22 protein-coding genes are annotated in these 23,320 nt (G+C 62.9%); 12 read left to right on the forward strand and 10 right to left on the reverse strand.

Annotation, left to right across the window (positions count from 1 at the left end; translation table 11 throughout):
- The 8 genes from rseP to rpsB form a co-directional block, all read right to left on the reverse strand.
- Positions 1-910, reverse strand: a 910-nt coding sequence (gene rseP, locus FFS13_RS12520) for an RIP metalloprotease RseP (protein ID WP_137819425.1), incomplete at its 3' end; no start/stop codon positions are given.
- Positions 911-924: 14 nt separating this feature from the next.
- Positions 925-2,115, reverse strand: a complete 1,191-nt coding sequence (gene ispC / locus FFS13_RS12525; protein ID WP_137819426.1) for a 1-deoxy-D-xylulose-5-phosphate reductoisomerase — start codon at positions 2,113-2,115, stop codon at positions 925-927.
- On the reverse strand, positions 2,112-2,927 hold the full coding sequence (locus FFS13_RS12530) for a phosphatidate cytidylyltransferase (RefSeq protein WP_137819427.1): 816 nt from the start codon (positions 2,925-2,927) through the stop codon (positions 2,112-2,114). Before FFS13_RS12530 ends, ispC begins: the two co-directional genes overlap by 4 nt.
- A complete protein-coding gene (gene uppS, locus FFS13_RS12535; protein ID WP_137819428.1) occupies positions 2,921-3,682 on the reverse strand; it encodes a polyprenyl diphosphate synthase in 762 nt (253 codons plus the stop codon). Before uppS ends, FFS13_RS12530 begins: the two co-directional genes overlap by 7 nt.
- 14 nt (positions 3,683-3,696) lie before the next feature.
- On the reverse strand, positions 3,697-4,254 hold the full coding sequence (gene frr, locus FFS13_RS12540; protein ID WP_119955846.1) for a ribosome recycling factor: 558 nt from the start codon (positions 4,252-4,254) through the stop codon (positions 3,697-3,699).
- On the reverse strand, positions 4,251-4,994 hold the full coding sequence (gene pyrH / locus FFS13_RS12545) for a UMP kinase (RefSeq protein WP_137819429.1): 744 nt from the start codon (positions 4,992-4,994) through the stop codon (positions 4,251-4,253). The genes frr and pyrH overlap by 4 nt, the downstream gene beginning before the upstream one ends.
- Before the next feature lie 199 nt (positions 4,995-5,193).
- Complete coding sequence (gene tsf, locus FFS13_RS12550; RefSeq protein ID WP_137819430.1) at positions 5,194-6,063, reverse strand: translation elongation factor Ts; 870 nt, start codon at positions 6,061-6,063, stop codon at positions 5,194-5,196.
- Positions 6,064-6,188: 125 nt separating this feature from the next.
- On the reverse strand, positions 6,189-6,932 hold the full coding sequence (rpsB, locus tag FFS13_RS12555; protein WP_137819431.1) for a 30S ribosomal protein S2: 744 nt from the start codon (positions 6,930-6,932) through the stop codon (positions 6,189-6,191).
- A gap of 375 nt (positions 6,933-7,307) precedes the next feature.
- Between rpsB and map the strand changes: the two genes are divergently transcribed.
- From map to FFS13_RS12590, 7 genes are all read left to right on the forward strand, one after another.
- A complete protein-coding gene (gene map / locus FFS13_RS12560; protein ID WP_137819432.1) occupies positions 7,308-8,090 on the forward strand; it encodes a type I methionyl aminopeptidase in 783 nt (260 codons plus the stop codon).
- A 35-nt stretch (positions 8,091-8,125) separates the two neighbouring features.
- Complete coding sequence (locus tag FFS13_RS12565; RefSeq protein ID WP_137819433.1) at positions 8,126-10,828, forward strand: [protein-PII] uridylyltransferase; 2,703 nt, start codon at positions 8,126-8,128, stop codon at positions 10,826-10,828.
- 95 nt (positions 10,829-10,923) lie between these two features.
- The gene (dapC, locus tag FFS13_RS12570) at positions 10,924-12,120 is read left to right on the forward strand and encodes a succinyldiaminopimelate transaminase (protein WP_137819434.1); all 1,197 of its coding nucleotides are present in this window, start codon (positions 10,924-10,926) and stop codon (positions 12,118-12,120) included.
- 2 nt (positions 12,121-12,122) lie between these two features.
- Positions 12,123-12,470, forward strand: a complete 348-nt coding sequence (locus FFS13_RS12575; RefSeq protein WP_137819435.1) for an ArsC family reductase — start codon at positions 12,123-12,125, stop codon at positions 12,468-12,470.
- Between the two features lie 39 nt (positions 12,471-12,509).
- Positions 12,510-13,544: a 2,3,4,5-tetrahydropyridine-2,6-dicarboxylate N-succinyltransferase gene (gene dapD, locus FFS13_RS12580; RefSeq protein ID WP_137819436.1), complete on the forward strand. Its 1,035-nt coding sequence runs from the start codon at positions 12,510-12,512 to the stop codon at positions 13,542-13,544.
- A gap of 79 nt (positions 13,545-13,623) precedes the next feature.
- Entirely contained in the window at positions 13,624-14,829 is a 1,206-nt protein-coding gene (locus FFS13_RS12585) for an aminotransferase class V-fold PLP-dependent enzyme (protein ID WP_137819437.1), read from the forward strand.
- On the forward strand, positions 14,826-15,236 hold the full coding sequence (locus FFS13_RS12590; protein ID WP_137819438.1) for a SufE family protein: 411 nt from the start codon (positions 14,826-14,828) through the stop codon (positions 15,234-15,236). The genes FFS13_RS12585 and FFS13_RS12590 overlap by 4 nt, the downstream gene beginning before the upstream one ends.
- 37 nt (positions 15,237-15,273) lie before the next feature.
- Here FFS13_RS12590 and tcdA read toward each other — a convergent pair whose 3' ends face one another.
- Positions 15,274-16,074: a tRNA cyclic N6-threonylcarbamoyladenosine(37) synthase TcdA gene (tcdA, locus tag FFS13_RS12595; protein WP_137819439.1), complete on the reverse strand. Its 801-nt coding sequence runs from the start codon at positions 16,072-16,074 to the stop codon at positions 15,274-15,276.
- A 201-nt stretch (positions 16,075-16,275) separates the two neighbouring features.
- On the opposite strand from tcdA, the gene FFS13_RS12600 reads away from it, so the two are divergent.
- The 5 genes from FFS13_RS12600 (at position 16,276) to FFS13_RS12620 (ending at position 22,760) form a co-directional block, all read left to right on the forward strand.
- Positions 16,276-17,427 carry an iron-containing alcohol dehydrogenase gene (locus tag FFS13_RS12600; protein WP_137819440.1) on the forward strand — a complete coding sequence of 384 codons (1,152 nt, stop codon included), beginning with the start codon at positions 16,276-16,278 and terminating at the stop codon, positions 17,425-17,427.
- Positions 17,428-17,660: 233 nt separating this feature from the next.
- Positions 17,661-20,252, forward strand: a complete 2,592-nt coding sequence (locus FFS13_RS12605; RefSeq protein WP_137819441.1) for a glycosyltransferase — start codon at positions 17,661-17,663, stop codon at positions 20,250-20,252.
- Positions 20,253-20,340: 88 nt separating this feature from the next.
- Positions 20,341-21,480, forward strand: a complete 1,140-nt coding sequence (gene dapE, locus FFS13_RS12610; RefSeq protein ID WP_137819442.1) for a succinyl-diaminopimelate desuccinylase — start codon at positions 20,341-20,343, stop codon at positions 21,478-21,480.
- Positions 21,480-22,286, forward strand: coding sequence for a putative RNA methyltransferase (locus FFS13_RS12615; RefSeq protein WP_137819443.1), 807 nt, complete (start codon positions 21,480-21,482; stop codon positions 22,284-22,286). The genes dapE and FFS13_RS12615 overlap by 1 nt, the downstream gene beginning before the upstream one ends.
- A 90-nt stretch (positions 22,287-22,376) precedes the next feature.
- Positions 22,377-22,760 carry a hypothetical protein gene (locus FFS13_RS12620; protein WP_137819444.1) on the forward strand — a complete coding sequence of 128 codons (384 nt, stop codon included), beginning with the start codon at positions 22,377-22,379 and terminating at the stop codon, positions 22,758-22,760.
- A 92-nt stretch (positions 22,761-22,852) separates the two neighbouring features.
- On the opposite strand, the gene FFS13_RS12625 is transcribed toward FFS13_RS12620, so the two are convergent.
- Complete coding sequence (locus FFS13_RS12625) at positions 22,853-23,062, reverse strand: cold shock domain-containing protein (RefSeq protein WP_119955863.1); 210 nt, start codon at positions 23,060-23,062, stop codon at positions 22,853-22,855.
- Between the last annotated feature and the right edge of the window lie 258 nt (positions 23,063-23,320).

Genomic DNA, 23,320 nt, shown 5'->3' on the forward strand with positions numbered 1-23,320 from the left:
CCCCCAGGTAGCCCGTACGCGCCTTGCCCTCACCCCGCGCCGCGAGCGTCAGCGACACTTCAAAGCGCTGCCCGGCCCGCTCAACCGACACAACCACCCGCTCGGCTGGACGCTGCCGCACCCGGTCGACCAACTGCTGCCAGTCATCCAGGGCTAGGTTATCCAGCGCCAGCAGCCGATCGCCTATCTGGAGACCCGCCGCTTGTGCCGGCCCTTGCGGATCCAGCTCAGCCAACACTGCCGGCACTGCCGGACGCCAGGGCCGAATACCCAGGGCGGCGATCGGATCAGGCTCCTCAACCCCCTTGAGCCAATCGCGCAGCACCACTTGATGCGAACTTTCAGTACTGGAGCCAGACTCGCGCACCTGCAGATCGACCTTGCCGCTCTCGCCCAAGCGGCGCACCAACTGCAAGTTGACTGCGGCCCAACCCGTGGTCGGCTCGCCATCCACCGCCATGATTTCCTGCCCCGCCAGCAGCCCGGCCTCAGCCGCCAGGCTACCGGCCTCGACCGCACCAATCAGCGGCCGCACCTGTTGGCTGCCGAGCATGGCCAACACCCAGAAAAACACCAGTGCGAGAAGGAAATTAGCGATCGGACCGGCTGCGACTATGGCAATCCGCTGGCGTACCGATTTGCGATTGAAAGCCTGAGCCAGCTGCTCGGAGGGCACATCACCCTCGCGCTCATCCAGCATCTTGACGTAGCCGCCCAGCGGAATGGCGGCAATAACGAATTCCGTACCCTGACGGTCATGCCAACGCACCAACGGCGTGCCGAAGCCCACCGAGAAGCGCAACACCTTCACACCACAACGCCGGGCGACCCAGAAGTGGCCGAACTCGTGAAAAGTAACCAGCACCCCGAGCGCAACCACGAGGCCAAAAACCATATAAAGCGTGCTCATCTACATCCTCCGCACTAGCGCCCGTGGCGATTCAACCATTGCTCAGCCAGCGCGCGCGCCCTGGAATCTGCCGCCAACACGACATCTAGACTTTCGACCACAGCCGCTGGCTCAAAATTCAGCACGGCATCGATGATACTCGCGATTTCAGGGAAACGAATGCGCCGCTCGAGAAAAGCGGCCACCGCCACCTCATTGGCCGCGTTCAGCATCGCCGGAGCGGTGCCACCAGCCTCAGCCGCCTGGCGCGCCAGGCGCAGGCAGGGGAAACGCAGTTCGTCGGGCGGCAGGAAATCCAGGCGCGCGATACTGAATAGATTCAGCGGCGCCACGCCGGAGTCAATTCGCTCCGGCCAAGCCAGGGCATGGCTGATTGGCGTGCGCATATCCGGATTACCCAGTTGCGCCAGCACCGAGCCGTCGACATAGTCGACCAGGGAGTGAATCACGCTCTGCGGATGAATCACCACCTCCACCTGGGCGGGCCTGGCGTCGAACAGCCAGCAGGCCTCGATCAGTTCCAGGCCTTTGTTCATCATGCTCGCCGAGTCCACCGAGATCTTGCGCCCCATCGACCAGTTCGGATGGGCGCAGGCCTGCTCGGGCGACACCTGCTCCAACTCAGCCAACGGGGTTTCACGGAACGGCCCCCCCGACGCGGTCAACAGAATCCGCCGTACACCGACCGCAGCGAGCCCACGGGCATAGTCGGTCGGCAGGCATTGGAAAATCGCATTGTGTTCGCTGTCGATCGGCAGCAGCACGGCGCCGCTTTTGCGCACCGCCTGCATGAATAAAGCGCCGGACATCACCAACGCTTCTTTATTGGCCAGCAAGACTTTTTTGCCCGCCTCAACCGCCGCCAAGGTTGGTTTGAGCCCGGCAGCCCCGACGATCGCGGCCATCACCGCATCCACTTCCGGATGCGCGGCGACCTCGCACAGCCCAGCCACACCCACCAGCACCCGCGTAGTCAGACCGGCGGCCAGCAAACCGCCTTGCAAGTGCCGCGCCGCCTCAGCGCCTGGCACTACCGCATAACGCGGACGATAGAGCAGACACAAGGCTTCCAGCTCAGCCAGACGAGCAAAACCGCTTAAGGCGAAAACCCGGTAACGCTCGGGATGCCGGGAGATCACGTCGAGGGTGCTGAGACCGATGGAACCGGTCGCCCCCAGCACAGTGATCTGTTGCGGCCGGCTCACAGCCCCCCCCAACCCGCACTCCAGAGCAGTACCGCGAACATCGGGATGGCCGCGGTCAGGCTGTCGATACGATCCAGCACGCCACCGTGCCCCGGCAACAGATTGCTGCTGTCCTTGATCCCCGACTGGCGCTTGAACATGCTCTCGGTCAGATCACCGACCACCGAGACCAACACCACCAGCGCCGCACCAGCCAGTGCCAGCAGGAAGCCCTTGCCCTGCCAGCCTTGCTGCAGACCGACCGCCGCGGTGATCAGCAGGCTGGCCAGCAGACCGCCATACAGTCCTTCCCAGCTTTTGCCCGGACTCACTTGCGGTGCCAGTTTGCGTTTGCCGAAGCGCTTGCCGGCGAAATAGGCGCCGATATCCGCGCCCCAGACCAGCACCATCACCGCGATGATCAGGGCATTGGCCTGCGGCCACTGCTTGAGCAACACCAGCCCTTGCCAGGCCGGCAGGAGAATCAGCAAACCGATCAGCAGACGCCCCGGCAGGCCGCCCCAGTACCGACTGCTGCCCGGATAACCGAGCACCAGCAAGGTCGCAACGGCCCACCAGGCCACCGCCAACAGCAGTACCCAGGGCGCCAGTGCCGGCGTGAGATAGAGCAGGTAGAGCAGCACAGCCACCACTGCGGCATAGGCCACGCGCAGCGGCTGGGTGGCGAAACCGGCCAGACGCGCCCACTCCCAACCCCCCAAGGCGACTACCGCACCGATAAACAGAGCAAAGGCTCCACCATCCAGCAGGAAGAACCCGCCTAGCGCGACAGGCAACAGCAGCAACGCCGTGATGATTCGTTGTTTCAACATTGAGCGCGAGCCTCGGCTGCCACTTGCTCACTGGTCTTACCGAAGCGACGCTGGCGGGTGGCGTAATGAGCCAATGCCTTGCGCATGGCTTCGTGTTTGAAATCCGGCCAGAACAGATCGGAGAAGTACAGCTCGGAGTAAGCCAGTTGCCAGAGCAGGAAATTACTGATGCGGTGTTCACCGCCAGTGCGGATGCACAGATCCGGCAACGGCAGGTCGCCGGTTGCCAGGCAGGTTTGCAACAAACCCGGGGTTATATCTTCCGGCTGCAGGTGACCCGCCTGAACCTCCCGCGCCAAGCGTTGCGCAGCCTGCGCAATATCCCACTGACCGCCATAGTTGGCGGCGACCTGCAATACGAAGCGGTTATTCCCGGCGGTCAAGGCCTCGGCCTCGCGCATCGCCGCTTGCAACTCGGGATGGAAGCGTGTGCGGTCACCGATGATGCGCAGACTGATGGCGTTTTGATTCAGTTTTTTCGCCTCACGGCGCAGCGCCGACAGGAACAGCTCCATCAGCGCCCCGACCTCTTCGGCCGGGCGCTCCCAGTTCTCACTGGAGAAGGCGAACAGAGTCAAAACCTCGACACCCGCTTCGGCACACACCTCGATCACCGCACGCACCGCATCGACGCCGGCTTTATGCCCGGCAACGCCAGGCAGCAGGCGTTTTTTCGCCCAGCGGTTATTACCATCCATGATGATTGCCACATGACGTGGCACTGCTGGCAACCCAGCCTTGGCGTTCTTGTCCATGACGATACTGGCCGTCAGACGGCCATCAGATCCGCTTCTTTCTGCTTCACAGCCACTTCGATATCCGCCACGAACTTGTCCGTCAGCTTCTGGATATCATCTGCAGCACGACGCTCTTCGTCTTCGCTGATTTCTTTCTCTTTGACCAGCCCCTTGAGCTGACTCAGCGCATCGCGACGGATATTACGCACAGCCACACGGGCATCTTCCGCTGCGTCACGGGCCTGTTTGGTGAAGCCCTTGCGGGTCTCTTCAGTCAAGGCAGGCATCGAGATAAGAAGGAGCTCGCCCAGGTTCGTCGGGTTGAACCCCAGCCCGGAACTCTGGATAGCCTTATCGACCGCAGCCAGCATGTTGCGCTCGAAAGCCACCACTTGCAGGGTCTGGGAATCCTTGACGGTCACGTTCGCGACCTGGTTCAGAGGTGTGTCGGCACCATAATAAGGCACCATTACCCCATCCAGAATGCTCGGATGCGCCTTGCCGGTACGAATTCGGCTGAAAGCGTGAGCCAGCGATTCCAGGGTTTTCTTCATGCGCTCCTGCGCGTCTTTCTTGATCTCGTTGATCATTGCTCGCCCTCCTCGATCAGGGTTCCTTCAGCGCCACCCACCACGATATTCAGCAGGGCGCCCGGCTTATTCATATTGAAGACCCGCAACGGCATCTTGTGATCGCGGCACAGACAGATGGCCGTCAGATCCATCACGCCCAGCTTGCGATCCAAGACTTCGTCGTAGGTCAAACGGTCGAATTTTTCTGCATGGGGGTCTTTAAAGGGATCGGCAGTGTAAACGCCATCGACCTTAGTCGCTTTCAACACCACGTCAGCATCGATTTCGATGGCGCGCAGGCAGGCTGCCGAGTCGGTAGTGAAGAAAGGATTGCCCGTACCCGCGGCAAAGATCACCACATCACCCGAATTCAGATGACGGATACCTTTACGGCGATCGTAGTGATCGGTCACCCCGACCATGGAGATGGCCGACATGACGATCGCCGGAATGTTCGAGCGTTCCAGCGCATCGCGCATGGCCAAGGCGTTCATCACCGTCGCCAACATACCCATATGGTCGCCGGTTACGCGATCCATTCCAGCCGCGCTCAAGGCGGCGCCGCGGAATAGATTACCACCACCGATAACCAAACCGACCTGCACGCCGATGCCAACCAACTGGCCGACTTCCAACGCCATGCGATCCAGCACCTTCGGGTCGATACCGAAGTCTTCCGAACCCATCAGGGCTTCGCCGCTAAGTTTGAGCAGAATGCGTTTGTAGCGAGGTTGGCGACCACTCACCTGCTGAGCCATGCGTGTCTCTCCTGCGGCGTTTGAATTCTGAGCAGGCTAATGCAGCCTGCATTGATCGAGCGCTTGGACAGCACTCCTGGCATTTGGTGCCGGACAATGCACCAATACCGCTAACACATGCAATTTGTCGCCCTAGTTTGACAAAGAGGCTGCGCGCGTGAGCGGGCAGCCTCTTCGGGGCGACAGATATGAATCCGTCTTATTGCTTGCTGGCAGCCAGCTGTGCGGCAACTTCGGCAGCGAAGTCGACTTCGCCCTTATCGATGCCTTCACCTACTTCGAAACGAGTGAAGGACAGGATTTCGGCGCCAGCTTTCTTGGCCAGATCGCCAATCTTGACTTCCGGGTCCTTAACGAAAGGCTGCCCAACCAGGCTCGCTTCAGCGAGAAACTTCTGGATGCGACCAGCAACCATCTTCTCAACGATTTCAGCCGGCTTGCCTTTGATCTTGTCCTCGTTCAAAGCCAGGAAAATTTCTTTTTCCTTGGCAACGGTTTCTGCGGAAACCTGAGTCGGATCGAGGAACTGCGGGTTGCTCGCCGCAACGTGCATGGCGATATCTTTTGCCAACTCGACGCTGCCGCCTTTCAGGGCAACCAGGACACCGATGCGATGGCCGTGCAGGTAAGAGCCCACCACGTCAGCCTCGACGCTGGTCAGGCGACGGATATTGACGTTCTCGCCCACTTTCGACACCAGAGCCAGACGCGCCTCTTCCTGAGCGGCGATCAGCGGAGCTGCGTCGGTCAGTTTGTCGGCGAAGGCTTTTTCGATGCTGCTGCTGACAAAAGCCTTGAAGTCGTCTTGAAGAGCCAGGAAGTCGGTCTGCGAGTTGACTTCGATGATCACGGCGCGCTTGTTGTCTTCAGCAACACGTACGGCGATCGAGCCCTCAGCAGCGATGTTGCCGGCTTTCTTGGCTGCCTTGATAGCACCAGCAGCACGCATGTCGTCGATGGCTTTTTCGATGTCGCCGCCAGCGGCAGTCAACGCTTTCTTGCAATCCATCATGCCCTGGCCAGTGCGCTCACGCAGTTCTTTAACCAACGCCGCAGTAATCTCTGCCATTTTCGAAATCCTCTTGGATAGGTCTTCAACCATTCCACCCGGCAGGCCGGGCGATCAATTCTAAGGTGGCAAAAAGGGGGCCTAGCCCCCTTTTTGCGTACCGAGTGACGCTAGACGCCTTCTACTCAGCCTTCAGCCGACTCAGCAGCCGGAGCCTGTTCGACGAACTCGTCGGTGCCGCCAGCGGCATTGCTGCGACCGCGAACAACGGCGTCAGCCATGGCACCCATGTACAGCTGAATGGCGCGAATGGCGTCATCGTTGCCTGGGATGATGTAGTCCACACCTTCCGGGCTGCTGTTGGTATCGACGATGCCGATAACCGGGATGCCGAGCTTGTTAGCTTCGGTGATTGCAATGCGCTCGTGATCGACGTCGATTACGAACAGGGCATCAGGCAAGCCGCCCATGTCCTTGATACCACCCAGGCTGCGATCCAGTTTTTCCAGATCACGGCTGCGCATCAGCGCTTCTTTCTTGGTCAGCTTGGTGAAAGTGCCATCTTGGGACTGGATTTCCAGTTCACGCAGGCGCTTGATCGACTGGCGGATGGTCTTGTAGTTGGTCAGCATGCCGCCCAACCAGCGGTGATCGACGAACGGCGAGCCGCAACGAGCAGCTTCTTCGCGCACGATCTTGCCAGCGGAACGCTTGGTGCCGACGAACAGGATTTTGTTTTTGCCCGAAGCCAGCTTCTCAACGAAGGACAGAGCCTCGTTGAACATTGGCAGGGTTTTTTCGAGGTTGATGATGTGGATCTTGTTACGCGCACCGAAAATGAACTTGCCCATTTTCGGGTTCCAGTAACGGGTCTGGTGGCCGAAGTGCACACCGGCCTTCAGCATATCGCGCATATTGACTTGGGACATGATAGTTCCTTGATAAGTCGGGTTAGGCCTCCACGCATCCCAATGACCAACCCCCAGCGCTAGCCGAGAGGCACCCAGGCCATCGTGTCGACACGTGTGTGGGTTTAAGCTTTTCAGGCTGGAGCCCGGAAAGCGGCGCATTTTATATCACAGCAGGCAACAAAACGAAACCCGCAGTGACGAGCACTCGAGAATGCTCGATCTTTACCGGCACTAATAAAGCAGGCCAAGAACAGCAGCTGCCGACATGACTCCGCTATATGCTGCGCACCGCTGGAATCACCGAGTTGTGCTTAGTTTCCCGTAGCGGTCTGCTAGAATCGCGCTTTCCCGTATTTTTGCCCTGCGCCTGTGTGCGCCGACGAGAGAGTTCGCATGACCGTCACCATCAAGACGCCCGAGGAAATCGAAAAAATGCGCGTTGCCGGCCGCCTGGCCGGTGAAGTGCTGGAGATGATCGGCGAATACGTCAAACCTGGCGTCACCACCGACGAACTGGATCGCATCTGCCACGACTACATCGTCAAGGTGCAGCAGGCCATCCCGGCACCGCTCAACTATAAAGGCTTCCCCAAGTCGATCTGCACCTCGATCAACCACGTGGTTTGCCACGGCATCCCGAATGAGAAGCCGCTGAAGGATGGCGATGTGTTGAACATCGACATCACCGTAATCAAGGATGGCTACCACGGCGACACCAGCAAGATGTTCATGGTCGGCAAGGTCAGCGAGTGGGCCGAGAAGCTCGCCCGCGTCACCCAGGAGTGCATGTACAAGGGCATCGAGTTGGTTCGCCCGGGTGCCCGCCTCGGCGATATTGGTGAGGTAATCCAGAAGCACGCCGAGAAAAACGGCTACTCGGTGGTCCGCGAATACTGTGGCCACGGCATCGGCCGGGTGTTCCACGAGGAGCCGCAAGTCCTGCACTACGGACGCGCCGGCACCGGCATGGAGCTGAAAGAAGGCATGACCTTCACCATCGAGCCGATGATCAACCAAGGCCGCGCGGAAACCCGCCTGCTCGGCGACGGTTGGACCGCCATCACCAAGGATCGCAAGCTCTCCGCACAGTGGGAACACACCATCTTGGTGACCGCGACCGGCTACGAGATCTTCACCCTGCGCCAGGATGACAGCATCCCGCGCACCTCGGCCTGATCGACCGCTCGCACTATCTAAAGGAAAGCTGCCGCATGCCGCAGGTGGATCCCGAGTTGTTCGACCGCGGCCAGTTCCAAGCGGAACTGGCCTTGAAGTCCAGCCCAATCGCCGCGTTCAAGAAGGCGATCCGTCGAGTTCACGAAGTGCTCGACGCTCGCTTCAAGAGCGGCCGGGATATTCGTCGCCTGGTGGAAGACCGCGCCTGGTGCGTCGACCAGATCCTGCGCGAAGCCTGGGCGCGCTTCGACTGGAGCACCGAGGCCGACATCGCCCTGCTGGCGGTCGGCGGCTATGGCCGCGGCGAGCTACATCCTTACTCGGACATCGACTTGCTGATTCTGCTCGATAGCGCCGATCACGAGACCTTTCGCGAGCCGATCGAACGCTTCCTCACCCTGCTCTGGGATATCGGCCTGGAAGTCGGCCAGAGTGTGCGCTCGATCGACGAGTGCGTCGAAGAAGCCCGCGCCGACCTGACGGTGATCACCAACCTGATGGAAAGCCGCACCATCGCTGGCCCGGAGCACCTGCGCCAGCGCATGCTGGAAGTCACCAGCAGCACCCAGATGTGGCCGAGCAAGGACTTTTTCCTGGCCAAGCGTGCAGAGCAGCGCGCCCGCCACGGCAAATACAACGACACCGAGTACAACCTCGAGCCCAACGTCAAAGGCTCGCCCGGTGGCCTACGCGACATCCAGACCATCCTCTGGGTCGCGCGCCGGCATTTCGGCACGCTCAACCTGCACGCGATGGTCGGTCAGGGCTTCCTGCTGGAAAGCGAATACGCCCTGCTCGCCGCCTCCCAGGAGTTCCTCTGGAAGGTGCGCTACGCCCTGCACATGCTGGCCGGCCGCGCCGAAGACCGTCTGCTGTTCGATCACCAGCGCAGCATCGCCGGCCTGCTCGGTTTCGAAGACAGCAACAGCAAGCTCGCCATCGAACGTTTCATGCAGAAGTACTACCGCGTGGTGATGAGCATCGCCGAACTGAGCGAGCTGATCGTCCAGCACTTCGAAGAGGTGATCCTGCGCACCGGCACAACCGGTCAGGCACAACCCTTGAATAGCCGCTTCCAACTGCGCGACGGCTATATCGAAGTCGCTCATCCGCAGGTCTTCAAACGCACGCCGTTCGCGCTGCTGGAAATCTTCGTGCTGATGGCGCAACACCCGGAGATCAAGGGGGTACGCGCCGACACCATCCGCCTGCTGCGCGACCATCGGCACCTGATCGACGCCGAGTTTCGCAACGACATTCGCAATACCAGCCTGTTTATCGAGCTGTTCAAGTGCGAGATCGGCATTCACCGCAACCTGCGGCGGATGAACCGCTACGGCATCCTCGGCCGTTATTTGCCCGAGTTCGGCGACATTATCGGGCAGATGCAGCACGACCTGTTCCATATCTATACGGTCGATGCGCACACCCTGAACCTGATCAAGCATCTGCGCAAACTGCAATACACACCGATCTCGGAGAAGTTTCCGCTGGCCAGCAAGCTCATGGGCCGACTGCCAAAACCGGAGCTGATCTACCTGGCCGGCCTCTACCACGACATCGGCAAGGGTCGTGGCGGCGACCATTCGGAACTGGGGGCGGTGGATGCGGAAGCCTTCTGCCTGCGCCATCAACTACCGGTCTGGGATAGCCGGCTGATCGTCTGGCTGGTGCAGCACCACCTGGTGATGTCGACCACCGCCCAACGCAAGGACCTGTCCGACCCACAGGTGATCCACGACTTCGCCCAGCTGGTCGGCGACCAGACGCGCCTGGATTACCTCTACGTGCTGACCGTGGCCGACATCAACGCCACCAACCCCAGCCTGTGGAACTCCTGGCGCGCCAGCCTGCTGCGCCAGCTGTATACCGAGACCAAGCGCGCCCTGCGCCGCGGCCTGGAACACCCGGTCGACCGCGAAGAGCAGATCCGCCAGACGCAAAGCGCCGCACTGGACATCCTGGTGCGTAGCGGCACAGATCCGGACGATGCCGAACAGCTCTGGTCGCAGCTCGGCGATGACTACTTCCTGCGCCACACCGCCGGTGATGTCGCCTGGCATACCGAGGCGATCTTGCAGCACAGCACGAGCCACGACCCGCTGGTGCTGATCCAGGAAACCACCCAGCGTGAATTCGAGGGCGGCACGCAGATCTTCATTTACGCGCCGGACCAGCACGACTTCTTCGCCGTGACCGTAGCGGCCATGGATCAGCTCAACCTGAACATTCACGATGCGCGGGTGATCACCTCCACCAGCCAGTTCACCCTCGACACCTATATAGTGCTGGACGCGGATGGCGGCTCGATTGGCGACAACCCGGCGCGGATCAAGGAGATTCGCCAGGGCCTGGTCGATGCACTGAAGAACCCGGATGACTACCCGACCATCATCCAGCGCCGTGTACCGCGCCAGCTCAAGCACTTCGCCTTTGCCCCGCAGGTGACCATCTCCAACGATGCGCAGCGCCCGGTGACGGTGCTCGAGCTGATCGCCCCCGACCGCCCCGGCCTGCTGGCGCGGATCGGCAAGATCTTCCTGGACTTCGGTCTGTCGCTGCAAAATGCCAAGATCGCCACGCTCGGCGAGCGCGTAGAGGACGTGTTCTTCGTCACCGACGCGCACAATCACCCCCTGTCGGACCCAGACCTGTGTGCCCGCCTGCAGGCGGCGATCATCGAGCAGCTGTCCGACGCCGAGGGCCAGAAGATCGAATTGTCACGTATCAGCATCTAGCTCCAACCCTAGGGTGCGATCAGGCCAGCGGCCGCCTTGCACCGAACTTGATCCACCGGCGGCGCACTGCGCTGCGCTTATTGACGCCCGACACCATGAATGACGCACTGAAGCAACTGCAGCCCTACCCCTTCGAGAAACTCCGCGCCCTGCTGGCCGGCGCCCAACCGCCGGCCAGCAAGTCACCGATCGCCCTGTCGATCGGCGAGCCGAAGCACCGCTCGCCGGCCTTCGTCGCCGAAGCGCTGGCCAGCAACCTCGAACAACTGGCGGTCTACCCGACCACCCTGGGCATCCCGGCCTTGCGTGAAGCCATCGCCCGCTGGTGCACCCGGCGCTTCGACCTGCCGGCCGGCTGGCTGGATGCAGCGCGGCATGTGCTGCCGGTCAACGGCACCCGTGAAGCGCTGTTCGCCTTCACCCAGACCCTGGTGCAGCGCCGCGACGACGCCTTGGTGGTCAGCCCCAACCCCTTCTATCAGATCTATGAAGGTGCCGCGTTGCTCGCCGGTGCGCAGCCGCACTACCTGCCGTGCCTGAGCGAGAACGGCTTCAACCCGGATTTCGACGCCGTGCCCGCCGAGATCTGGCAACGCTGCCAGATCCTGTTCCTCTGCTCGCCGGGCAACCCCACCGGCGCGCTGATTCCGCTGGAAACCCTGAAGAAGCTGATCCAGCTGGCCGACCAGTACGACTTCGTGATCGCCGCCGACGAGTGTTACAGCGAGTTGTACTTCGACGAACAGAATCCGCCCGCCGGCCTGCTGAGCGCCTGCGCGGCGCTGGGCCGCAGCGATTTTGCCCGTTGCGTGGTCTTTCACAGCCTGTCCAAGCGCTCCAACCTGCCGGGCCTGCGCTCGGGCTTTGTCGCCGGCGACGCCGACATTCTGCAATCTTTCCTGCTGTACCGTACCTACCACGGCTGCGCCATGCCGGTGCAAACTCAGCTGGCCAGCGTCGCCGCCTGGAACGACGAAGCCCATGTGCGCGCCAACCGCGACCTGTACCGCGAGAAGTATGACGCCGTGCTGGATATCCTCGGCCCGGTGCTGGACGTGCAACGCCCGGATGGCGGCTTCTACCTGTGGGCGAAAACGCCCATGGACGATGCCGAGTTCACCCGCGAGCTGTTCGCCCGCGAGCACGTGACCGTAGTGCCCGGTTCCTACCTGTCGCGCGAAGTCGATGGCTTCAATCCAGGTGCCGGCCGCGTGCGCATGGCCCTGGTAGCGCCGCTGGCGGAATGCGTCGAAGCCGCCAAACGCATCCGCACTTTTGTTGAAGGTCTCTGAACATGAGCATCACGCTGTACGGCATCAAAGCCTGCGATACGATGAAAAAAGCCCGTACCTGGCTCGACGAGCAAGGTGTCGGCTATGCCTTCCACGACTACAAGAGCCTCGGCATCGACCGTGGCAGCCTGAATAAGTGGTGCGCCGAACATGGCTGGGAGAGCGTGCTGAACCGTGCCGGCACGACCTTTCGCAAGCTGAGTGACGCGCAGAAAACCGACCTCGACCAAAGCAAAGCCATCGAGTTGATGGTCGCCCAGCCGTCGATGATCAAACGCCCGGTGCTCGACCTCGGCGACAAGACCCTGCTCGGCTTCAAGCCGGAACTGTATTCCGCCGCGCAGGCCTAAGCCCGCGCTATCACCGCATTCGCTACAAGGAAAAAAACCATGACCACGACACTATTCAGCTTGGCCTTCGGCGTCGGCACCCAGAACCGTCAAGGCAACTGGCTCGAGGTGTTCTACGCCCAGCCGCTGCTCAACCCGTCCGCCGAACTGGTGGCCAAGGTCACCGAGAAACTCGGCTACAGCGGCGGCAACCAGGCGATCGGCTTCAACACCAACCAAGCCATCGAGCTGGCCGATCTGTTGAAGCACGTCGATTCGGCCCAGGCCGCGCTGCTGATCCGCCTGGCCGAGAGTCACCGGCCGCTGGTCGCCACCCTGCTCGCCGAGGACGCGGCGCTGACCTCCACCCCCGAGGCTTACCTCAAGCTGCACCTGCTCTCGCATCGCCTGGTCAAGCCCCATGGCCTGAACCTCGCCGGGATCTTCCCATTGCTGCCGAATGTGGCCTGGACCAGCCAGGGCGCCGTCGACCTGGCCGAACTGGCCGAGCGCCAGCTCGAGGCCCGCCTGAAAGGCGAGCTGCTGGAGGTCTTCTCGGTGGACAAGTTCCCGAAAATGACCGACTACGTGGTGCCGGCCGGCGTCCGCCTGGCCGACAGCGCGCGCATTCGCCTGGGCGCCTACGTCGGCGAAGGCACCACCGTGATGCACGAGGGCTTTATCAACTTCAACGCCGGTACTGCCGGCCCGGGCATGATCGAAGGGCGCGTCTCCTCTGGCGTGTTCGTCGGCAAGGGCTCAGACCTGGGCGGCGGCTGCTCGACCATGGGCACCCTGTCCGGCGGCGGCAATATCGTCATCGCGGTCGGCGAAGGCTGCCTGATCGGCGCCAATGCCGGCATCGGCATCCCCCTGGGTGACCGCAACACCGTCGAGTCCGGCCTGTACATCACCGCCGGCACCAAGGTGGCGCTGCTGGACGATAAGAACCAACTGGTGAAAGTGCTCAAGGCCCGCGAACTGGCCGGTCAGCCCGACCTGCTGTTCCGCCGCAACTCGCAGACCGGCGCCGTCGAGTGCAAGACGCACAAATCGGCCATCGAGCTGAACGCAGCGCTGCACGCACACAACTGATCCTCTTGGCGTGGGCCGGCTTCGGCCGGCCATGGCGGGCCGCCGCTGCGCGGCGAGACCGCCCCACATGGGAATCCACATGCCGCTTACCTCCCCCTGGCGCGCCGATTTTCCGGCGCTCGCCGCCCTGGAAGCCGAAGGCCAGACCTATCTGGACAGCGCAGCCACGGCGCAAAAGCCGCAGGCGCTGCTCGACGCCCTGCTCGGCTACTACGCCCAGGGCGCCGCCAATGTGCACCGTGCCCAGCATCTGCCCGGCGAGCGCGCGACCCGCGCCTTCGAGGCAAGCCGCACTAAAGTCGCCCACTGGCTGAATGCCGCCGGCCCGAACGAGATCATCTTCACCCGCGGCGCCACCGAAGCCTTGAACCTGCTGGCCTATGGGCTGGAGGAGCAGTTCCAGCCTGACGACGAGATCGTCATCAGCGCCCTGGAGCACCACGCCAATCTGCTGCCCTGGCAACAGCTGGCGCTGCGCCGCGACCTTAAGTTGCGGGTATTACCCCTGCACCCAAACGGGCTGATCGACCTGCAAGCCGCCCGGCAGCTGATCGGCCCGCGCACCCGCCTGCTCGCCGTCAGCCAACTGTCGAACGTGCTCGGCGGCTGGCAACCCCTGAATCCACTGCTGGCCCTGGCCACCGCCCAAGGCGCGCTGACGGTGGTGGACGGCGCCCAAGGTGTGGTGCACGGCCGCCATGACCTGCAGGCCCTGGGCTGCGACTTCTATGTGCTGTCCAGCCACAAGCTCTACGGCCCGGACGGGGTCGGCGTGCTCTATGGCCGTGCCGCGGCCTTGCAGCGGCTCAAGCCCTGGCAATTTGGCGGTGAGATGGTCCTGCAGGCCGACTATCCCTCCGCCAAGTTCCGCCCGGCGCCCCTTGGCTTCGAAGCCGGTACGCCGGCGATTGCCGGGGTGATCGGCCTCGGCGCCACCCTCGACTACCTGGGCGGCCTGGATGCGAGTGCAATCGCCCGCCACGAGGCGGCGCTGCACGCCGAACTGTTGGCGGGCCTGGCTGCCCGTGACGGCGTGCGCCTGCTCGGCGAGCCACAAGCGGCCCTGGCCAGCTTCGTGGTCGAGGGCGTGCACAGCACCGATCTGGCGCATCTGCTCACCGAACAAGGGATAGCCGTGCGCGCCGGCCACCACTGCGCCATGCCACTGCTGAAAAGCCTCGGTCTGCCCGGCGCGATTCGCGTGTCGCTCGGTCTGTATAACGATGGCGGCGATCTAGAGCGTTTCTTCGTTGCCCTCGACCAAGCCCTGGAGCTGTTGCAGTGAGCCTGCCGGCCGCCGCCGAACAGGCCTTGCAGGCCTTTACCCAGCCCGGCAGTTGGGAACAGCGGGCGCGTTTACTGATGAGCTGGGGCGAGCAATTGCAAGCACTGGACGACCATCAGCGCAATGACGAATACCGCGTGCCCGGCTGTGAAAGCCAGGTCTGGCTGATCGGCACGGTGCAGGATGGCCATTGGCAGTTCCGCGCCAGCAGCGATGCGCGACTGATCCGCGGCCTGCTGGCACTGCTGCTGGCACGGGTCAACGGTTTGTCGGCGGCAGAGCTGGCGACTGTAGATATTGCAGACTGGTTCACTCAGCTGGGCCTGGCCCGCCACCTGTCGCCGTCGCGCAGCAACGGCCTGAATGCGGTGCTGCAAAGAATGCGTGAGCTGGCGGATAAAGCGTAGGGCGGACTAACCGCTGCACCTCAACTCCGCCCTACGTCTACTGCCGCTCCGCCGGCCGGCGCGCGCCGGCCACCAACTTGTCCACCGCCTTGGCGGCGGCGACCATGCCGAAGGTCGCGGTGACCATCATCACCGCGCCGAAACCGCCGGCGCAGTCGAGCTTGACCCCCTCGCCGACAAAGCCCTTCTGCAAGCAAATGCCGCCATCCGGCTTCGGGTAGCGCAGTTGCTCGCTGGAAAACACGCAGGGCACGCTGTAGTGGCGCCCCGGCGTGCGGGAAAAACCGTAATCGCGGCGCAGGGTCGAGCGCACGCTGGAGGCCAGCGGGTCGTTGAAGGTCTTGTTGAGGTCGCCGACCTGGATCAGCGTCGGGTCGATCTGCCCGCCGGCGCCGCCCGTGGTGATGATCTGAATCTTGCGGCGTTTGCACCAGGAGATCAGCGCGGCCTTGGCGGCGACGCTGTCGATGCAGTCGATCACACAGTCCATAGTCGCCGTGATGGTCGCGGCCATGGTCTCGCGGGTGACGAAATCGCCGACCGCATGCACCACACAGGCCGGGTTGATGGCGCGGATGCGCTCGGCCATCACCTCGACCTTGGGCTGACCTATGGCTCCTTGCAGCGCATGGATCTGCCGGTTGGTGTTGGTCACGCAGACGTCGTCCAGATCGAACAGCGAAATCTCGCCCACGCCACTGCGGGCCAAGGCTTCCGCGGCCCAGGAGCCGACCCCGCCGATCCCCACCACTGCCACATGGGCCGCAGCCAGCCGCGCCAGGCCGGCCTGCCCATAAAGCCGGGCGATACCGCCAAATCGTTGTTCGTCTGTACTCATCACCCCACCTCAGCGTTGCCTTGCCCGTCATCTGCGCCTTGCTCGTCATCCACCCAGCAGGCCGGCGCGCATTATAGGAAGGCGCGTCGGTCAGCCCAAGCCTAACCCGGCTGAATGGTCGACCATAGATTCGCAGGCGGTCGGCTGCGGCTATAGTCAGCCGATAACTACCGCCGGCCGATAACAACAAGGGAACCCGTCATGCGCAACTTCACCTTCTATAACCCGACCAAGATCCACTTCGGCGAAGGCCAGATCGCCAAGCTCAGCCGGGAAATCCCCGCCGGCAGCCGGGTGCTGGTCACCCACGGCGGCGGCAGCATCTTCCAGAACGGTGTCTGGGAGCAGGTAGAAGCGGCGCTGACCGGCCACAGCATCAGCCGCTTCGGCGGCATCGAAGCCAATCCGCAATTCGATACCCTGATGCGGGCGGTAGAACAGGGCAAGACCGCGCAGTGCGACTTTATCCTCGCGGTCGGCGGCGGCTCGGTGATCGACGGCAGCAAATTCATCGCCGCGGCGCTGTGCTACGCCGGCGAGCCCCTCGACCTGCTCATCGGTACCCGCGTACAAGCCGCGCTGCCGTTGGGTTGCGTGCTGACCCTGGCGGCGACCGGCTCGGAGAGCAACCCCCATGGCGTGGTCACCCACGTGACACGCCAGGAGAAACTGCCGTTCTCCAGTGCGTTGCTCTACCCGCGCTTCGCCATACTCGATCCACGCACCACCTTCAGCCTGCCGGCCCGGCAGATCGGCAACGGCGTGGTGGATGCCTTCGTGCATACCATCGAGCAATACCTGACCTTCCCCGTCGATGCACCGCTGCAAGACCGCTATGCCGAAGGCCTGCTGCTAACCCTGATCGAGGAAGGCCCGAAAGCGCTGGCCAACCCCGAGGACTACAACGTCCGCGCCAACCTGATGTGGTGCGCCACCCAGGCGCTGAATGGCCTGCTCGGCTGCGGCGTGCCGCAGGACTGGGCGACCCATATGATCGGCCACGAGCTGACCGCGCTGTATCACCTGGATCACGCGCAGACCCTGGCCGTGGTGCTGCCGGCCTTGCTGGCCGAGCGCCGCGCAAGCAAGCGCGCCAAGCTGCTGCAATATGCCGCGCGGGTCTGGCGGATCGAGCAAGGCGACGAGGAGCAACGGATCGACGCGGCTATCGCCGCCACCCGCACCTTCTTCCAGCAAATGGGGGTGCCGACCAGCCTGTCCGAGCACGGCCTGGGCGCCGAGGCGATCCCGCAGGTACTGGCCCAGTTGGAACGGCACAAGATGATCACCCTGGGCGAGCAACGCGATATCGACCTGGCGGCCAGCGAGCGCATCCTGCTGCGGACGCTGTGAAGCCTGCCGGTGGTCGTCTGCCTATAGCCGCAGACGGCCGCTAAATAGCCGGTCTGCCGAGCCTGCCGGCGAACTTCCGCAGCCCCGCGCTGACCAAGGCTAGCAGGCCGCTTATCCGTCCAGCGCCGCGCTGCTGGCGGGAGCTATACAGCCCTCTGACGCCGGGGTAGGATGCGCGCCGACCGGCGCTCGCCGGCATGTCCCCGTTCCACCCTTTGGAACCTGAAACCTCTATGTCATCGCGTAAATTTGGACTCAACCTGGTGGTCTTCGTGGCAATCGCCGCGCTGTTCACCGGTATCTGGGCACTCTATAACCGTCCGGTAACCGCCCCGGACTGGCCTGAGCAAATCTCCGGCTTCTCGTTCTCGCCGTTCCGTCTGGATCAGAATCCGCAGAAGGATCAGTACCCGAGCGACGAGCAGATTCGCCAGGATCTCGAGCTGCTGAGCAAGCAGACCGACAGCATCCGCACCTATTCGGTGGACGGCAGCCTGGGCGACATCCCACGGATCGCCGAAGAATTCGGCCTGCGCGTGACCCTGGGGATCTGGATCAGCCCGGACGAGGAGCGCAATGAGCGCGAGATCGCCCGCGGCATCGAGATCGCCAACTCCTCGCGCAGCGTCGTGCGGGTGGTGGTGGGTAACGAAGCGCTGTTCCGCCGCGAAGTGACCACCAAACAGCTGAGCGTCTTCCTCGACCGCGTGCGCGCCGCCGTCAAGGTCCCGGTGACCACCTCCGAGCAGTGGCACATCTGGGAGAAATACCCGGAGCTGGCCAAGCACGTCGACCTGATCGCCGCGCACGTCCTGCCCTACTGGGAATTCGTGCCGATGGAGGACTCCACTCAGTTCGTCCTCGATCGTGCCAAGGATCTGAAAAAGCTCTTCCCGAAAAAGCCTTTGCTGCTCTCCGAAGTGGGCTGGCCGAGTAACGGCCGCATGCGGGGCGGCGCCGATGCGTCCCAGGCGGATCAGGCGATCTACCTGCGCACCCTGGTCACCACTTTGAACGCCAAGGGCTACAACTACTTCGTCATCGAGGCCTTCGACCAGCCGTGGAAGGCCAGTGACGAAGGCGCGGTCGGCGCCTACTGGGGCGTGTACAACGCCGCTCGGCAGCCGAAGTTTGCCTTCGAAGGCCCGGTCGTGGCGATTCCGCAGTGGCGCGTGCTGGCCGTCGGTTCGGTGGTGCTGGCCATGCTCGCGCTGGCCTTGCTGCTGATCGACGGCAGCGCCCTGCGCCAACGCGGGCGTACCTTCCTGACCTTCGTCGCCTTTGCCGGCGGCTCGGTGCTGGTGTGGATCGGCTACGACTACAGCCAGCAATACAGCACCTGGTTCAGCCTCACCGTCGGCCTGCTGCTCGGGATCGGCGCGCTCGGCGTGTTTATCGTGCTGCTGACCGAGGCCCACGAACTGGCCGAGGCGGTATGGGTCCGCAAACGCCGGCGCCCCTTCATCCCGGTGATCGGCGACAGCGCCTACCGGCCCAAGGTCTCGATCCATGTGCCGTGCTACAACGAGCCACCGGAGATGGTCAAACAGACCCTCGACGCGTTGGCCAACCTGGATTATCCAGACTTCGAAGTCATCATCATCGACAACAACACCAAGGACCCGGCGGTCTGGGAACCGGTGCAGGCCTATTGCGAACAGCTCGGCCCACGCTTCAAGTTCTACCATGTCGCGCCGCTGGCCGGCTTCAAGGGCGGGGCACTGAACTACATCCTGCCGTACACCGCCGCGGATGCCGAGGTGGTGGCGGTGATCGACTCGGACTACTGCGTCGACCGCAACTGGCTCAAGCACATGGTGCCGCACTTCGCCGACCCGAAAATCGCCGTGGTGCAATCACCGCAGGACTACCGCGATGGCAAGGAGAGCACGTTCAAGAAGCTCTGTTACGCCGAATACAAGGGCTTCTTCCATATCGGCATGGTCACCCGCAACGACCGCAACGCGATCATCCAGCACGGCACCATGACCATGATCCGCCGTACCGTGATGGACGAATTGAAGTGGGCCGACTGGACCATCTGTGAGGACGCCGAGCTGGGTCTGCGCGTGTTCGAAAAAGGCTATTCCGCCGCCTACGCCTACGACAGCTACGGCCAAGGCCTGATGCCGGACACCTTCATCGACTACAAGAAGCAGCGCTTCCGCTGGGCCTACGGCGCCATCCAGATCATGAAGGGCCATGCCAGCAGCCTGTTCAGCGGCAAGGACACCGAGCTCAAGCGCGGCCAGCGTTACCACTTCGTCGCCGGCTGGCTGCCCTGGGTTGCCGATGGCCTGAACATTTTCTTCACCATCGGTGCCCTGCTCTGGTCCGCGGCGATGATCATAGTGCCGCAGCGGGTCGATCCGCCGCTGCTGATCTTCGCGATTCCGCCCCTGGCGCTGTTCTTCTTCAAGTTCGGCAAGATAGTGTTCCTCTATCAGCGCACGGTCGGGGTCAACCTGAAGGACGCCTTCTGCGCGGCGCTGGCCGGCTTGGCGTTGTCGCACACCATCGCCAAAGCGGTGCTGTACGGCTTCTTCACCACCAGCATCCCGTTCTTCCGCACGCCGAAGATGCGTTCCAGCCACGGCCTGATGGTGGCGCTGGCGGAAGCCCGCGAGGAAGTCTTCATCATGCTGCTGTTGTGGGGCGCGGCGATCGGCATCGGCATAGTCCAGGGCTTCCCCAGCGCCGACGTGAAGTTCTGGGTGGCCATGCTCCTGGTGCAGTCGCTGCCGTACCTGGCCGCGCTGATCATGGCGCTGTTGTCCTCCTTGCCGAAACCCATGGAAACCCCCGAGGTGGCACTGCAAGACTAAGCGCTGCGCAGCACCGGAACGGCGGCCAATGGCCGCCGTTTTGTTTTAAGATGGCGACCTTTCCGCTTGATGCCGCTCTGGAGCCGCAATGACTGCCCTCTCCCCGACCCTAGAACTCGCCTGCGCCCTGATCCGGCGCCCCTCCGTGACCCCAGAGGACGCCGACTGCCAGACCCTGATGATCAAGCGCCTGAGCGCCCTGGGTTTCGCGGTGGAGCCGATGCGCATCGAGAACGTCGACAACTTTTGGGCCAGCCACGGCGGCGAAGGCCCGGTGCTGTGCTTCGCCGGGCATACCGATGTGGTACCGACCGGCCCGCTGCAGGCCTGGCAGCATGCGCCATTCGATGCCTTGATCGACGAGCAGGGCATGCTCTGCGGGCGCGGCGCGGCGGACATGAAAGGCAGCCTGGCGTCGATGATCATCGCGGTGGAGCGCTTCGTGGCCGAATACCCGCAGCACAAAGGCGCCATCGCCTTTCTGATCACCAGTGACGAGGAAGGCCCGGCCCATCACGGCACCAAAGCCGTGGTCGAACGCCTGGCGGCCCGTGGCGAGCGCCTGGACTGGTGCATAGTCGGTGAGCCCTCGAGTACCTCCCTGGTCGGTGACGTGGTCAAGAACGGCCGTCGCGGCTCCCTCGGCGCCAAGCTGACGGTGCGCGGCGTGCAGGGCCATGTGGCCTATCCGCACCTGGCGAAAAACCCGATTCATCTGGCCGCCCCGGCCCTCAGCGAGCTGGCGGCCGAGCATTGGGACGATGGCAACGCCTTCTTCCCGCCGACCAGTTTCCAGATCTCCAACCTCAACTCCGGTACCGGCGCGACCAACGTGATCCCGGGTGAGCTGGAGGCGGTGTTCAACTTCCGCTTCTCCACCGAATCCACGGTGGAAGGCTTGCAACAGCGGGTCGCCCGCATCCTCGACAAGCACGGCCTGGACTGGCATGTGGAGTGGGCGTTGTCCGGCCTGCCGTTCCTCACCGAGCCGGGCGAGTTGCTCGACGCGGTGTCCGCCAGCATCAAGGCCGTCACCGGTCGCGAGACCACGCCGTCCACCAGCGGTGGTACCTCGGACGGACGCTTTATCGCCACCCTGGGCACTCAGGTGGTCGAACTGGGGCCGGTCAACGCGACCATCCACCAGATCAACGAACGGGTGCTGGCCAGCGATCTCGAGGTGCTGACCGAGATTTACTATCAGACCCTGGTGAAGTTGCTCGCCTGATGCTGACCTGTCCGATCTGCGCAGCGCCCTTGAGCGCGGTCGATAATGGCGTGGCCTGCCCGGCCAATCACCGTTTCGACCGCGCTCGCCAGGGCTACCTGAACCTGTTGCCGGTGCAGCACAAGAACAGCCGCGACCCCGGCGACAACCTGGCGATGGTCGAGGCGCGGCGACGCTTCCTCGACGGCGGCCACTACGCACCGCTGGCCAAACGTCTGGCCGAACTGGCCGCCGAACGCGCGCCGGCGCGCTGGCTGGATATCGGTTGTGGCGAGGGCTATTACACCGCGCAACTGGCCGCGGCCCTGCCGGGTGCCGACGGCTACGCCCTGGATATCTCGCGCGAGGCGGTCAAACGGGCCTGCCGGCGTAACCCGCACTTGACCTGGCTGGTCGCGAGCATGGCGCGCATCCCCTTGGCGGATGCCAGCTGCCAGTTCCTCGCCAGCGTGTTCAGCCCCCTGGACTGGCAGGAGGCCAAACGCCTGCTCGCCCCCGGTGGCGGCTTGATGCGCCTCGGCCCGACCAGCGAACACTTGATCGAGCTGCGCGAGAAACTCTACGACCAAGTCCGCGATTACAGCGATGACAAACACCTGGCCTTGGTGCCCGCAGGCATGCAGCAGGCCCACAGCGAAGTGCTGCGCTTCACACTATGTCTGAACACAGCCCAAGCGCGCGCCGACTTGCTGGCCATGACGCCGCACGGCTGGCGCGCCAGTGCCGAACGCCGCGCCGCGGTAATCGAACAGCCGTTAGAGGTCACAGTGGCGGTGCGCTACGATTGGTTTCAACTCGATCGGTAAAGTGGCTGCCCCGCCATGGATGCCGGCAGGCAATACCGAGCAACGGGACATCCCCGACCGGATTGTTCAAAAGATCAAAAGAGGATTGCCATGCGCCAACCCGATATCGAGATCTACCTGAAGGACGCCGACCACACTGCCATCGCCAATTGGTTGAGTGCCGTGCTCGGCCCCTGCACGGAATGGCGGCAACAGGGCCAGACCTACAAGTGCGACGTCGACAGCGCGGCCGGGGTGATCCCGCTGACCTGGCTGCCCAAGGCCGTGGGCAAGTGGAGCAGCCTGTATCTGGAAAGCGACTCGACGCCCTGGGCCGACGACCTGGCCTGCGCCCGTGCGGCCTTCGCCGCCCTGGGCGTCGAGATCCGCTGCGCGCCGGGCGGTTGGAGCGAAGAGGAAAGCGAGGAAACCGCCGACCGCTGGATCAGGGTCAGTGCCGACGGTGAAGAAGAAATCACCTGGCACACGTCCTAGCGCGTTTACCTATCGCGCTTGCGCAGCGCCAAAAACCAAAGGCCCGTCAGTGACGGGCCTTTGGTTTTTAAGAGCTCTTAAACCTGGGGTCTTCAGGCTTTAGTCACATCTTCGGCCTGGGGGCCTTTCTGACCATCGATAACGGCGAACTCGACACGCTCACCTTCATTCAGGGAGCGGTGACCTTCGCCGCGAATGGCACGGTAGTGAACGAACACATCGGCGCCACTTTCGCGCTGAATGAAGCCATAGCCTTTGGAATCATTGAACCATTTGACGGTTCCAGTCTCACGATCAGCCATTACAACTTTCTCCAACTCGCATTTTATTATTGCCTCTTAACGAGGTATCGACGGATCAGTAAAAACCCACTTCTTTAACCACCTGTTCAAACCATAATCAGTTTGCAGCGGTTATTACGAAGAGCATTCTTAACGCGACCGCTGCCGGAGTATAAATCAAGCAAAAGTCCTGCAAAGGACTTTTTCAAAATCGCCTGCAAGCCCCGGCCCATAGGTCTTGCAGTCTTATTTCAGTTGATTTCAAGCCGTCTGTCGTTG

It is taken from the genome of Pseudomonas sp. 2FG (genome assembly GCF_005502935.1).
GTDB lineage: Bacteria > Pseudomonadota > Gammaproteobacteria > Pseudomonadales > Pseudomonadaceae > Aquipseudomonas.

Excerpts from the sequence above, each read along its gene's own strand:
- FFS13_RS12600 (WP_137819440.1), top strand. The coding sequence starts at position 16,276 with ATGCGCAACTTCACCTTCTATAACCCGACCAAGATCCACTTCGGCGAA.
- FFS13_RS12585 (WP_137819437.1), top strand. The coding sequence starts at position 13,624 with ATGCCGCTTACCTCCCCCTGGCGCGCCGATTTTCCGGCGCTCGCCGCC.
- rpsB (WP_137819431.1), bottom strand. The coding sequence starts at position 6,932 with ATGTCCCAAGTCAATATGCGCGATATGCTGAAGGCCGGTGTGCACTTC.
- dapE (WP_137819442.1), top strand. The coding sequence starts at position 20,341 with ATGACTGCCCTCTCCCCGACCCTAGAACTCGCCTGCGCCCTGATCCGG.
- pyrH (WP_137819429.1), bottom strand. The coding sequence starts at position 4,994 with ATGGCTCAGCAGGTGAGTGGTCGCCAACCTCGCTACAAACGCATTCTG.
- dapD (WP_137819436.1), top strand. The coding sequence starts at position 12,510 with ATGACCACGACACTATTCAGCTTGGCCTTCGGCGTCGGCACCCAGAAC.
- frr (WP_119955846.1), bottom strand. The coding sequence starts at position 4,254 with ATGATCAACGAGATCAAGAAAGACGCGCAGGAGCGCATGAAGAAAACC.
- dapC (WP_137819434.1), top strand. The coding sequence starts at position 10,924 with ATGAATGACGCACTGAAGCAACTGCAGCCCTACCCCTTCGAGAAACTC.
- FFS13_RS12565 (WP_137819433.1), top strand. The coding sequence starts at position 8,126 with ATGCCGCAGGTGGATCCCGAGTTGTTCGACCGCGGCCAGTTCCAAGCG.
- map (WP_137819432.1), top strand. The coding sequence starts at position 7,308 with ATGACCGTCACCATCAAGACGCCCGAGGAAATCGAAAAAATGCGCGTT.
- FFS13_RS12620 (WP_137819444.1), top strand. The coding sequence starts at position 22,377 with ATGCGCCAACCCGATATCGAGATCTACCTGAAGGACGCCGACCACACT.
- uppS (WP_137819428.1), bottom strand. The coding sequence starts at position 3,682 with ATGGACAAGAACGCCAAGGCTGGGTTGCCAGCAGTGCCACGTCATGTG.
- FFS13_RS12605 (WP_137819441.1), top strand. The coding sequence starts at position 17,661 with ATGTCATCGCGTAAATTTGGACTCAACCTGGTGGTCTTCGTGGCAATC.
- FFS13_RS12530 (WP_137819427.1), bottom strand. The coding sequence starts at position 2,927 with ATGTTGAAACAACGAATCATCACGGCGTTGCTGCTGTTGCCTGTCGCG.
- FFS13_RS12575 (WP_137819435.1), top strand. The coding sequence starts at position 12,123 with ATGAGCATCACGCTGTACGGCATCAAAGCCTGCGATACGATGAAAAAA.
- FFS13_RS12615 (WP_137819443.1), top strand. The coding sequence starts at position 21,480 with ATGCTGACCTGTCCGATCTGCGCAGCGCCCTTGAGCGCGGTCGATAAT.
- tcdA (WP_137819439.1), bottom strand. The coding sequence starts at position 16,074 with ATGAGTACAGACGAACAACGATTTGGCGGTATCGCCCGGCTTTATGGG.
- FFS13_RS12625 (WP_119955863.1), bottom strand. The coding sequence starts at position 23,062 with ATGGCTGATCGTGAGACTGGAACCGTCAAATGGTTCAATGATTCCAAA.
- tsf (WP_137819430.1), bottom strand. The coding sequence starts at position 6,063 with ATGGCAGAGATTACTGCGGCGTTGGTTAAAGAACTGCGTGAGCGCACT.